Origin of the sequence: Isoptericola halotolerans, from assembly GCF_003003075.1 — a bacterium.
Lineage (GTDB): Bacteria > Actinomycetota > Actinomycetes > Actinomycetales > Cellulomonadaceae > Isoptericola > Isoptericola halotolerans_A.
Genome location: NZ_PVTX01000008.1, coordinates 233,385 through 245,499 on the forward strand (window position 1 = coordinate 233,385; position 12,115 = coordinate 245,499).

Sequence of the window (12,115 nt, forward strand, 5' to 3'; positions counted from 1 at the left end):
GGTCACACCTCCACGCCCCACGCTAGGGCCGCGGTCCGACACCCGCCGCCCCGGCTCGCGTCCGGCAGGGATCAGCCGAGCACGGCGCCGCGCGACGCCGACTGCACCAGCTTCGTGTACTTGGCCAGCACGCCCCGGGTGTAGCCGTGCGGCACCGGCGTCCAGCCTGCGGCGCGACGTGCCGCGAGCACGTCGTCGTCGACGACGACGTCGAGCGTCTTGGCCGCGACGTCGAGACGGATCCGGTCGCCGTCGCGCACGAACGCGATCGGGCCGCCGTCGACGGCCTCCGGGGCGATGTGCCCGACGCACAGACCGGTGGTCCCGCCCGAGAACCGGCCGTCGGTGATGAGCAGCACGTCCTTGCCGAGCCCGGCACCCTTGATCGCGCCGGTGATCGCGAGCATCTCGCGCATGCCCGGTCCACCCTTGGGGCCCTCGTAGCGGATGACGACGACGTCCCCGGCCTGGATCGTCCCGTCCTCGAGCGCGTCGAGCGCCCCACGCTCCCGCTCGAACACCCGTGCCGTGCCCTCGAAGACGTCGGAGTCGAAGCCCGCGCTCTTGACCACGGCGCCGTCCGGGGCGAGCGAGCCGTGCAGGATGGTGATGCCACCGGTCGGGTGGATCGGCTCGGCGAGCGCCCGCAGGATCTTGCCGTCCGGGTCCGGCGGGTCGATCTCGGCCAGGTTCTCGCGCACCGTGCGGCCGGTGACCGTCAGGCAGTCGCCGTGCAGCAGCCCGGCGTCGAGCAGCGCCTTCATGATGACCGGCACGCCGCCGATGCGGTCGACGTCGTTCATCACGTAGCGCCCGAACGGCTTGAGGTCGCCCAGGTGCGGCACCCGGCTCGCGACCCGGTCGAAGTCCTCGAGGGTCAGGTCGACCTCGGCCTCGTGGGCGATGGCCAGGAGGTGCAGCACGGCGTTGGTCGAGCCGCCGAACGCCATGACGACGGCGATCGCGTTCTCGAACGCCTCCTTCGTCATGATGTCGCGGGCGGTGATCCCGCGGCGCAGCATCTCCACGACCGCCTCGCCGGAGGCGTGGGCGAACGTGTCGCGGCGCCGGTCGGCCGACGGCGGGGCCGCGGACCCCGGCAGGGACATGCCCATGGCCTCCGCGGCGGACGCCATCGTGTTGGCGGTGTACATCCCGCCGCACGCGCCCTCGCCGGGGCAGATCGCCCGCTCGATGCGGTCCACGTCCTCACGGCTCATGAGACCGCGCGAGCACGCGCCGACCGCCTCGAAGGCGTCGATGATCGTGACGTCCTTCTCCGTGCCGTCCGACAGCTTCACCCAGCCCGGCATGATCGAGCCCGCGTAGAGGAAGACGCTGGCCAGGTCGAGCCGCGCTGCCGCCATGAGCATGCCGGGCAGCGACTTGTCGCAGCCGGCGAGCAGCACCGAGCCGTCGAGCCGCTCGGCCTGCATGACCGTCTCGACGGAGTCGGCGATGACGTCGCGGCTCACGAGCGAGAAGTGCATCCCCTCGTGGCCCATCGAGATGCCGTCCGAGACGGAGATGGTGCCGAACTCCAGCGGGAACCCCCCGCCGGCGTGCACACCGTTCTTCACGGCGCCGGCGAGGCGGTCCAGCGAGAGGTTGCAGGGGGTGATCTCGTTCCACGAGCTCGCCACCCCGATCTGCGGCTTGGCGAAGTCGTCGTCCCCGAGCCCGACGGCGCGGAGCATGCCGCGCGCGGCGGTGGCCTCCAGTCCGTCGGTCACCTGGCGGGAGCGGGGCTTGATGTCAGGCGTGGTTCCGGCGTCAGCGCTCATGGGCCGAGCGTAGGGCCGGCGGGGGCGCGAGGCGAGAGGTCAGCGCCTCGTGACCAGCGACACGTCCCGCACGGCACCACGATCGGCGGACGTCGCCATCGCCGCGTACGCCTGCAGCGCGGGCGAGACGTACCGGTCGCGGTCCACGGGCTGCCACGGGTTCTCCGACGCCTCCATCTTGGCGCGCCGCTCGGCGAGCACCGCGTCCGGGACGTTGAGCCGGATGGCGCGCGAGTCGACGTCGATCTCGATCTCGTCGCCGTCCTCGACGAGACCGATGAGCCCACCGGCCGCCGCCTCCGGGGAGACGTGGCCGATCGAGATGCCGCTCGACCCGCCGGAGAACCGGCCGTCCGTGATGAGGGCGCAGACCTTGCCCAGCCCCCGGCCCTTGATGAACGAGGTGGGGTACAGCATCTCCTGCATCCCCGGACCGCCCGCGGGGCCCTCGTAGCGCACGACGACGACGTGGCCGGGCTCGACCTGCTTGGTGAGGATCTTGTCCACGGCGTCCTCCTGCGACTCGCACACGAGGGCCTTGCCGACGAAGTGGAAGACGTCCGGGTCCACGCCCGCCGTCTTGAACACGGCGCCGTCCTCGGCGAGGTTGCCGCGCAGCACCGCGAGGCCGCCCTCGACCGTGTAGGCGTGCTCGAGGTCGCGGATGCACCCCTCGGCCGCGTCGGTGTCGAGCGACTCCCACCGGTTCTGCGTGGAGAACGCCTGCGTGGTGCGCACGCCACCCGGCGCCGCGTGGAACAGCTCGAGCGCCGCGCCCGTCGCCTGGCCGGAGCGGATGTCCCAGTCGTCCAGCCAGGCCTCGAGCGTCGGGGTGTGCACGCTGGTCACGTCCGTCTCGAGCAGACCGGCCCGGCGGAGCTCACCCAGCAGCGCGGGGATGCCGCCCGCCCGGTGCACGTCCTCCATGTGGTAGTCCGGGTGGTTCGGGGCCACCTTGCTCAGGCACGGCACGCGGCGGCTGATGTCCTCGATGTCCGCGAGCGTGAAGTCGATCTCGCCCTCCTGCGCGGCGGCGAGCACGTGCAGCACCGTGTTGGTCGACCCGCCCATCGCGACGTCGAGCGCCATCGCGTTGTGGAACGCCGCCTTCGTGGCGATGCCGCGCGGCGCCGCGGAGTCGTCCTCGTCGTCGTAGTACCGCTTGGCCAGGTCCACGATCGTGCGCCCCGCCTCGAGGAACAGCTCCTTGCGCGCCGCGTGCGTGGCCAGCGTCGAGCCGTTGCCCGGCAGCGACAGCCCGAGCGCCTCGGTGAGGCAGTTCATGGAGTTGGCGGTGAACATGCCGGAGCAGGACCCGCAGGTGGGGCAGGCCGCCTCCTCGACCTTCGCCAGCGCCTCGTCCGAGACGTTCTCGTCCGCCGAGTAGTTGATCGCGTTGATGAGGTTGAGGCTGGTCTTCGCGACGCCGTCGGCGACGATCGCCTTGCCGGCCTCCATCGGCCCGCCCGAGACGAAGATGACCGGGATGTTGAGCCGCAGCGCCGCGTTGAGCATGCCCGGGGTGATCTTGTCGCAGTTCGAGATGCACACCAGGGCGTCCGCGCAGTGCGCGTTGACCATGTACTCCACCGAGTCGGCGATCAGGTCCCGGCTCGGCAGCGAGTAGAGCATGCCGCCGTGGCCCATCGCGATGCCGTCGTCGACGGCGATGGTGTTGAACTCCTTGGCGACCCCGCCGGCCTCCTGGATCGCGCCGGCGACCAGGTCACCCATGTCCTTGAGGTGGACGTGGCCCGGCACGAACTGGGTGTACGAGTTCGCGATGGCGACGATCGGCTTGCCGAAGTCCTCGGACCCCATGCCGGTGGCGCGCCACAGGGCGCGGGCACCCGACATGTTGCGGCCGTGGGTGGACGTGCGGGAGCGCAGGGGGCGGCTCATGTCACTGCTCCTTCGTACCGGTGCGGTCGCGTGCCGCGGGCGGCACGCTCGCGCAGCGTACGCCGTCGCACGTCGGAGCGGCACAGCCGTCCCGCGACGTGGGCGTACGGGTTGCCCCGCACCCGTCCGCCAGGTGGACAGATCCGTACGCATAAACGCTTCACCTCGCGCCGGACGCTGGCCAGCGCCGGCTCCCGCTGCCCAGGATGCAGAGGCCCACCACCCCCGAGACGAACGAGGACGACGACCATGGCCACGATCTCCGCACCGACCAGCAGCCGCTCCACCGCCGCCGACGCCGGGTCGCCCGTGGCCGGTGTCGCGGCCCGGCGGGCGCTCGCCTGCTGCCGTCTCCTGCTCGCCGTCGTCTTCCTGTGGCCCGTGGCCGACAAGGCCTTCGGCCTGGGCTACGCCACGCCGCCCGAGGCGGCCTGGCTGACCACCGGGACGTCGCCGACGGCGGGCTACCTGGAGCACGCCGGCGGGCCGCTGTCCGGCGGCTTCGCCGCGCTCTCGGGCCCCGTGGTCGACGCGCTCTACATGCTCGGCCTGCTCGGCACGGGCCTGGCCCTGCTGCTCGGCATCGGGATGCGGGCCGCCGCCGTCGCCGGCGGTCTGCTCATGCTGTCGCTGTGGCTGTCGACGTGGCCGTTCGCGGCCGGGTCGCACAACCCGCTCGTCGACGAGCACGTCGTGTACATCGCCCTGCTGGTGACGCTGGCGCTGACCCGCGCCGGAGACACCTGGGGGCTCGGACGCGCCTGGGCCGCCTCGCCGGTGCCCGGCGCGCGCACCTGGCTGCGCTGACGGCCCGGCGCGCGGTCAGGCCCCGGCGGTGCGCACCCCCTCTGCCTCGTCCGCGCTCCGGATGTGCCGCATGACCCAGGGCGACACCGCCCAGACCAGGCCGGCGACCACCAGCGCCACCACGCCCGTCCACCCGAAGTACGCCGTGTCGGACACACCGGTGGTGGCCTGGACGACCTGCGCGGTGATGGCCTGCCCCGAGGCGTTGGCCAGGAACCACAGGGCCATCGCCTGCCCCCGGAAGGCGCGCGGGGCGAGCAGCGTCGTGGCGGCGAGCCCCACGGGTGAGAGGCACAGCTCACCGAGCGTCTGGACGACGTAGACCACCACGAGGACCCACGCCGGCGCGAGCCCCTCCCCGACGACGGCGGACGCCCCGGCCAGGAAGAGGAAGGACAGCGCGGCCAGGGCCAACCCCATCGCGAACTTGTACGGCGTCGGCGGCCGACCGTTCGTGCGCCGCCACAACCAGGCGAACACGGGGGCGAGCAGGATGATCGACGCCGGGTTGATCGACTGGAAGAACGCGGGGCTCAGCTCCATGCCGAGGACGGACCGGTCCGTCCGGTCGTCGGCGAACGTGGTGAGCGTCGTGGCCGCCTGCTCGAAGATCATCCAGAACAGCATCGCCGCGACGAACAAAGGGATGTAGGCCAGCAGCCGGGGACGCTCCGCGTCCGTGACCTTCGGCGACCGGTACATCACCACGAAGTACACGACCGGCGTGACCAGGGCGACGTAGCTCAGCGTGTCGACGAAGGCGCCGCCGCCCCACGACCCGGACACGGCCACCGCGACGAGGTACAGCACCGCGACGGCGGCCAGCACCAGCGCGACGATCCGCACGATCGCGGCCCGTTCCTCAGGACGGACCGGGTTCGGCACCGTGTCGCCCGCCCCGTGCAGGTACCGCCGACCCAGCACGAAGAAGACGAGAGCGACCCCCATGCCCACGGCGGCGACGGAGAACCCGGCGTGGAAACCCCAGGCCCGCTGGACGCTGCCGACCACGAGCGGCGCCGTCAGGGAGCCGATGTTGATCCCCATGTAGAACAGCGAGAAGCCGCTCTCCCGGCGGGGGTCGTCGCGGTCGTACAGCTCGCCCACCATCGCCGAGACGTTGGGCTTGAGCAGCCCGGTCCCGAGCGCCACCAGCACGAGCCCGAGCCAGGTGCAGGCCTCGAGCGGGATCGCGAGGCTGACGTGCCCCGCCGCGATGACGATCCCGCCGTAGAGCACGGACCGCCGCGCCCCGACCACCCGGTCCGCGAGCCACCCACCGACCACCGACAGCAGGTACACCGCGCTGCCGTAGACGGCGACGATCGCCTCGCCCGTGGCGTCGCCGTACCCGAGCCCGCCGTCCACGACCGCGCCGGTGATGTACAGCAGCAGGATGGCGCGCATCCCGTAGTAGCTGAACCGCTCCCACAGCTCCGTGGTGAAGAGCGTCATCAGACCACGCGGATGGCCGAAGAACTGGCGCTCGGACCCCGCCGCGGTGCCGTCCGACGACGACGGTGCCGACTGGCTCATGGGAAGACTCTGGCACCGGACCTCGTCGTCGGCGAGCGGACGGCCGGTCGGCACGACGCCGGGACGTGGCGCCGGTCTCGGACTACCGTGGTCCGGTGCCCTCGACCGTCATGTGGTTCCGCCGCGACCTGCGGCTCGCCGACAACCCCGCCCTGCTCGCCGCCGTCGAGTCCGCCCGCGCCGACGACGCGGGTGTCGTCGGCCTGTACGTGCTCGACGACGCCCTGTGGTCGAGGGTGGGCAGCAACCGGCTCGCCTACCTCGTGGACTCGTTGCGCGCCCTCGACGCCGCGTGCGGGGGTGCGCTCGTCGTGCGGCGCGGAGACGCGCGGACCGCCGTCCCGCAGGTGGCGCAGGAGGTCGGTGCCGACGAGGTCCACGTCGCCGCGAGCCACGAGCCGTACGGGCGGCGGCGCGACGACGCCGTCGAGGCGGCCCTCGCCGACGCCGGTCGGCGCCTCGTCCGCACGGGGTCGGCCTACGCCGTCTCGCCGGGCAGGATCCGCACGGGCGGCGGCACGCCGTACCAGGTCTTCACCCCGTTCCGACGGGCCTGGCTCGAGCACGGGTGGCGGGCACCGGCGCACCAGCCGCGAAGCATCCCCTGGGTGGACCTCGACAGCGAACCGCTGCCCGAGGCCCCCGCCACCACCGCTCGCCTGCCACGCGCCGGGGAGGAGGCCGCCCGCCGGCGCTGGCACGCGTTCGTCCGTGACGGTCTCGCCGGCTACGGCGAGCAGCGGGACCGCCCTGACCTCGCGGGCACCTCGGCGATGTCCGTGCACCTGCGCTGGGGCGAGATCCACCCTCGCACCATGCTCGCGGACCTCGCGGCCGCGGGCTCCGACGGCGCCCCCGCCGACGACGTCGCGACGTTCCGTTCGGAGCTGGCCTGGCGCGAGTTCCACGCCGACGTGCTGCACCACCAGCCGGACGCCCGCACCCGCTCGCTGCGCGACGTCGTGGCCGAGGACGCCTGGGCGCAGGGCGAGGCGGAGCAGGACCGCCTGGAGGCCTGGGCGGCCGGTCGTACCGGCTACCCGATCGTGGACGCCGGGATGCGCCAGCTGCTGGCCACGGGGTGGATGCACAACCGGGTACGCATGGTGGTGGCGTCGTTCCTCGTCAAGGACCTGCACGTGCGCTGGCAGCGCGGCGCCGAGCACTTCATGGCGCACCTCGTCGACGGGGACGTGTCCCAGAACCAGCTCAACTGGCAGTGGGTGGCCGGCACCGGATACGACGCGGCACCGTACTTCCGGGTGTTCAACCCGGTGACGCAGGGCAAGAAGTTCGACCCCGACGGTGCGTACGTCCGGCGCTGGGTGCCGGAGCTTCGTGACGTCCCCGCGGCCCGGGTGCACGAGCCGTGGCGTCTGGCGGAGCCCCCCGCGGACTACCCGGCGCCCCTCGTCGACCACGCCGTCGAGCGACGCGTCGCGCTCGACGACTTCCAGCGCGCACGACGCTGACACGACGAGAGGCCGGGAGGCTGTGCCTCCCGACCTCTCCCGGTCACCGTGCCGGACCGTCGTGCGAGCGGACCTGATGGTCGCGGTACTCGTCCTCCAGGACGCTCATGACGATGGCGTCGGCCCAGGACCCGCCGTCCCGGTAGACGTCGCGCAGGCGGCCCTCCTCGACGAACCCCAACGACGCGTACAGCGCCTTGGCGCGGGGGTTGATGCTCAGCACGTCGAGGCTGACGCGGTGCAGGCGAGGGCCGTCGTCGCCGGGCACCCCGTCGAAGGCGAACCGCAGCACCTGCTCGATCGCCTCCCGCCCGTACCCGCGGCCGCGGTAGTCGGGCAGCATCTGCAGGCGCAGGTTCGCGCTGCGCGAGGCCGCGTCCAGCTCGTTGAGGACGATCTCGCCGATCAGCTCGTCGCTGACCAGCTCGCCGTCCCGGACCGCACCGGGGGTGATCGCCCAGTCGTACCGACCCTCGCGGTCGCCGACCGTGGCCGCCCACTCGTCGATCTGGCTCCGCGTGAACGTCGCCGTCGTCCCGGTCAGGCGCATGCCCTCCGGGTCGTGCAGCGACTCCCAGAGCCGGTCCGCGTCCCGCGCCTCGATCGGGCGCAGCCGCATCATCTCGCCGTGCAGGACCGGTGGCCTCACGCCCCGATCCTCTCCAGGACGAGCTCGCGCACCCGCTTCGCGTCCGCCTGGCCACGCGTGGCCTTCATGACAGCGCCGATGATGGCGCCGACGGGGCCCTGGTTGCCGCCGCGGACCTTCTCCACGACGTCGGGCTGGGCGGCGAGGGCCTCGTCGATCGCGGCCAGCAGAGCGCCGTCGTCGGACACGATCTCGAGGCCGCGCGACACGACGACCGACTCCGGGTCGCCCTCGCCGGCGAGGACGCCGTCGAGCACCTGCCGCGCGATCTTGTCGTTGATCCGGCCGGCGTCGACGAGCCCCTGGAGCTCGCCGATCTGGGCGGGGGTGATCGGCAGGTCGGCCAGCTCGGCCTCGTCCTGCTTGGCACGTCGGGCGAGCTCGCCCATCCACCACTTGCGGGCAGCGGCTGGGCTGGACCCCGCGGCGACCGTCGCCTCGATGAGCTCGATCGCGCCGGCGTTGACCACGTCGCGCATCTCGGCGTCGGCGTAGCCCCACTCGGTCTGCAGCCGACGGCGGCGCGCCTGCGGCAGCTCCGGGAGCGTCGCCCGGATCTCCTCGACCCACTCGCGCGACGGCTCCACGGGGACCAGGTCCGGCTCCGGGAAGTAACGGTAGTCCTCGGCGTCGGACTTCACGCGGCCGGACGTCGTCACGCCCGTGTCCTCGTGCCAGTGACGTGTCTCCTGGACGATCGTCTCGCCCGCGTCGAGGGCAACCGCCTGGCGGGAGATCTCGTGCCGGACGACGCGTTCGACGGACCGGAACGAGTTGACGTTCTTCGTCTCCGTCCGCGTGCCGAGCGGGGACTCCGCCGTCGGGCGCAGCGACACGTTGACGTCGGCGCGGACGTTGCCACGCTCCATCCGGGCCTCGGACACGTCGAGCACCCGGAAGATGTCCCGCAGCGCCTGGACGTAGGCGCGCGCCACCTCGGGTGCGCGGTCGCCGACGCCGGTGATGGGCTTCGTGACGATCTCCACCAGCGGGATGCCCGCCCGGTTGTAGTCCACGAGGGAGTACTCCGCACCGTGGATCCGCCCGGTGGAGCCGCCGACGTGCGTGTTCTTGCCGGCGTCCTCCTCCATGTGGGCACGCTCGATCTCGACACGGTGGATCGTGCCGTCCTCGAGCTCGACGTCGAGCCACCCCTCGAACGCGATCGGCTCGTCGTACTGGGACGTCTGGAAGTTCTTCGGCACGTCCGGGTAGAAGTAGTTCTTCCGGGCGAACCGGCACGACTCCGCGATCTGGCAGTTCAGCGCCAGGCCGATACGGATCGCGTACTCCACCGCGGTGCCGTTGACCACCGGGAGGGCGCCGGGCAGCCCCAGGCTCACCGGCGTCGTCTGGGTGTTGGGCTCCGCGCCGAACGACGCCTCGGCCGGGCAGAACATCTTGGTACGCGTGCCGAGCTCGACGTGCACCTCGATGCCGAGCACCGGGTCGTACCGGCGGACCGCGTCGGCGTAGTCGACCATCTGGGTCACAGTCATCTCCTTCGTGGGTCCGTCAGCCGAGCTCGGGGGCGCGGTCGAGCAGCGGGCCGCCCCAGCGGGCCTCGAGAGCCGCCTCGAGCGCAGCACCGACGCGGTACAGGCGGTCGTCGGCCTTGGCCGGGGCGAGCACCTGGAACCCGACCGGCAGGTTGTCGTCGGACAGACCGTTCGGCACCGAGATGCCCGGGACGCCGGCGAGGTTCGCCGGGATCGTGGCGACGTCGTTCAGGTACATCGCCAGCGGGTCGTCCAGCTTCTCGCCGAGCTTGAACGCCGTCGTCGGCGCCGTCGGGGACACCAGGACGTCGGCCTGCTCGAAGGCGGCCTCGAAGTCACGCTGGATCAGCGTGCGCACCTTCTGGGCGCTGCCGTAGTAGGCGTCGTAGTAGCCCGCGCTCAGGGCGTAGGTGCCCAGGATGATGCGGCGCTTGACCTCGTCGCCGAAGCCGGCGCCACGCGTGGCCGCCATGACGCGCTCGGCGGTCACGGGGCCCTCCTCGGGCTCGACGCGCAGGCCGAAGCGCATGCCGTCGAACTTCGCCAGGTTGCTCGACGCCTCGGCAGGCAGGATCAGGTAGTACGCGGCCAGGGCGTACTCGAAGTGCGGGCACGAGACCTGCACGACCTCGGCGCCGGCCTCCTTGAGCAGCTCGACGGACTCCTCGAACCGGGCCTGCACGCCGGGCTGGTAGCCCTCGCCCTGCAGCTGCTCGACGATCCCGACGCGCACCCCGGACAGGTCGCCCAGCGCTCCCTGGCGTGCCGCGGCGACGACGTCGGGCAGCGGCTCCGGGATCGAGGTCGAGTCGCGGGGGTCGTGCCCCCCGATCAGCTCGTGCAGCAGCGCGGAGTCGAGGACGGTGCGGGTCACCGGGCCGGCCTGGTCGAGGCTCGACGCCAGGGCGATGAGCCCGTAGCGGGACACGCTGCCGTAGGTCGGCTTGACCCCGACGGTGCCGGTGACGGCGCCCGGCTGGCGGATGGACCCGCCGGTGTCGGTCCCGATGGCCAACGGTGCGGCGAAGGCTGCGACCGCCGCCGCCGACCCACCGCCCGAGCCGCCCGGGATGCGGTCCAGGTCCCACGGGTTGTGCGTGTTGCCGTAGGCCGAGTGCTCCGTGGACGAGCCCATCGCGAACTCGTCCATGTTGGTCTTGCCGAGGATCGGCATGCGTGCGGCACGGATGCGCTCGACGAGCGTCGCGTCGTACGGAGGGATCCAGCCCTCAAGGATCTTCGAGCCGGCCGTGGACGGCATGCCCTGGGTCACGACCACGTCCTTGACGGCGATCGGCACGCCGGCGAGCGGGTGCAGCTCCTCACCGGCGGCACGGCGTGCGTCGACGTCCCGGGCAGTAGCGAGCGCGTCGTCGGCGGAGACGTGCAGGTACGCGTGGATCTCCGGCTCGACGGCAGCGATGCGGTCGAGGTAGGCCTGGGTCACCTCGACGCTCGTCACCTCGCCGGCCCGCAGCTTCTCGGCGACCGCGGACGCGGACAGTCTGGTCAGGTCCGTCATGTCACTCCTCCCCCAGGATCTGCGGCACGGCGAACCGGCCGTCTTCGGCCTCCGGCGCACCGGCGAGCACGTCGTCGACGGGCAGCGAGGGGACGGGCTCGTCCGCGCGGAACACGTTGGACATCGGGAGGGGATGGCTGGTCGCGGGGACCTCGGGGGTCGCGACCTCGCTCACCTTGGCGATGGAATCGACGATCACGTCGAGCTCACCGGCGAGCCGGTCCAGCTCGTCCGGGCGCAGCTCGATCCGTGCCAGCGCGGCGACACGCGCGACCTCGTCACGGGAGATGGTGGACATGGCCGCCAGTCTAGTGGTCCCCCGGGTCCCTCCCGGGCACAGGCTCGTCACATCGACGTGAACGGCTCGGGACGGCAACGACTCGGCCGGCGGAGCGAGGTCGAGACACGACAAAGACCCCGCACCAGAAGGTGCGGGGTCTTTGCGAAAAGATGTCCGGCGGCGTCCTACTCTCCCACCCCGTCTCCAGGGCAGTACCATCGGCGCTGAAGGGCTGAGCTTCCGGGTTCGGTATGGGACCGGGCGTTTCCCCTTCGCTGTGACCGCCGTAACGTTATCGAGTTGTTCGGGTGCCCGACACGCCTTCCCTGGTCCCTGTGGTGGGGGTGGGGGGTGTGTGGGTGGTGCCCGTTTCTCGGGAACCGCACAGTGGACGCGTGCATAGCAGAAGTGTTGGTGTTGAAGTTGTTGGCTTATTAGTACCGGTCAGCTGCGACAGTCGTTGGTCCTGTCTTCCACTTCCGGCCTATCTACCCAGTGGTCTAGCTGGGTGCCTTCACCCCACGAGGGGGATGGAAACCTCATCTTGAAGCAGGCTTCCCGCTTAGATGCTTTCAGCGGTTATCCCTTCCGAACGTAGCGAACCAGCGGTGCTCCTGGCGGAACAACTGGCATACCAGAGGTTCGTCCGTCCCGGTCCTCTCGT

Annotated in this window: 9 protein-coding genes and 2 rRNA genes; 2 read left to right on the top strand and 9 right to left on the bottom strand. The window is 71.9% G+C overall.

Annotated elements, in window-relative coordinates:
• Positions 1-71: 71 nt before the first annotated feature.
• Together ilvD (BCL65_RS13060) and ilvD (BCL65_RS13065) are read right to left on the bottom strand one after the other, a co-directional pair.
• Positions 72-1,784: a dihydroxy-acid dehydratase gene (ilvD, locus tag BCL65_RS13060; protein WP_106268688.1), complete on the bottom strand. Its 1,713-nt coding sequence runs from the start codon at positions 1,782-1,784 to the stop codon at positions 72-74.
• 39 nt (positions 1,785-1,823) lie between these two features.
• Positions 1,824-3,686 (bottom strand): dihydroxy-acid dehydratase, encoded by a 1,863-nt coding sequence (gene ilvD, locus BCL65_RS13065; RefSeq protein ID WP_106268689.1) that lies wholly within the window; start codon positions 3,684-3,686, stop codon positions 1,824-1,826.
• 249 nt (positions 3,687-3,935) lie between these two features.
• Between ilvD (BCL65_RS13065) and BCL65_RS13070 the strand changes: the two genes are divergently transcribed.
• A complete protein-coding gene (locus tag BCL65_RS13070) occupies positions 3,936-4,493 on the top strand; it encodes a DoxX family protein (protein WP_106268691.1) in 558 nt (185 codons plus the stop codon).
• A 15-nt stretch (positions 4,494-4,508) separates the two neighbouring features.
• On the opposite strand, the gene BCL65_RS13075 is transcribed toward BCL65_RS13070, so the two are convergent.
• On the bottom strand, positions 4,509-6,029 hold the full coding sequence (locus BCL65_RS13075; protein WP_106268693.1) for a peptide MFS transporter: 1,521 nt from the start codon (positions 6,027-6,029) through the stop codon (positions 4,509-4,511).
• 110 nt (positions 6,030-6,139) lie between these two features.
• On the opposite strand from BCL65_RS13075, the gene BCL65_RS13080 reads away from it, so the two are divergent.
• Entirely contained in the window at positions 6,140-7,501 is a 1,362-nt protein-coding gene (locus BCL65_RS13080; protein WP_106268751.1) for a cryptochrome/photolyase family protein, read from the top strand.
• Positions 7,502-7,544: 43 nt separating this feature from the next.
• Here BCL65_RS13080 and BCL65_RS13085 read toward each other — a convergent pair whose 3' ends face one another.
• The 6 genes from BCL65_RS13085 to BCL65_RS13110 all read right to left on the bottom strand — a co-directional run.
• Positions 7,545-8,150, bottom strand: coding sequence for a GNAT family N-acetyltransferase (locus BCL65_RS13085; RefSeq protein WP_243401042.1), 606 nt, complete (start codon positions 8,148-8,150; stop codon positions 7,545-7,547).
• On the bottom strand, positions 8,147-9,649 hold the full coding sequence (gene gatB / locus BCL65_RS13090) for an Asp-tRNA(Asn)/Glu-tRNA(Gln) amidotransferase subunit GatB (protein ID WP_106268695.1): 1,503 nt from the start codon (positions 9,647-9,649) through the stop codon (positions 8,147-8,149). Before gatB ends, BCL65_RS13085 begins: the two co-directional genes overlap by 4 nt.
• A gap of 16 nt (positions 9,650-9,665) precedes the next feature.
• Positions 9,666-11,171 carry an Asp-tRNA(Asn)/Glu-tRNA(Gln) amidotransferase subunit GatA gene (gatA, locus tag BCL65_RS13095; protein WP_106268697.1) on the bottom strand — a complete coding sequence of 502 codons (1,506 nt, stop codon included), beginning with the start codon at positions 11,169-11,171 and terminating at the stop codon, positions 9,666-9,668.
• A 1-nt stretch (position 11,172) separates the two neighbouring features.
• Entirely contained in the window at positions 11,173-11,469 is a 297-nt protein-coding gene (gene gatC / locus BCL65_RS13100) for an Asp-tRNA(Asn)/Glu-tRNA(Gln) amidotransferase subunit GatC (RefSeq protein WP_106268698.1), read from the bottom strand.
• 154 nt (positions 11,470-11,623) lie between these two features.
• Positions 11,624-11,740: ribosomal RNA gene (rrf, locus tag BCL65_RS13105) — 5S ribosomal RNA — on the bottom strand.
• Between the two features lie 124 nt (positions 11,741-11,864).
• Positions 11,865-12,115: ribosomal RNA gene (locus BCL65_RS13110) — 23S ribosomal RNA — on the bottom strand; the annotation flags it as partial.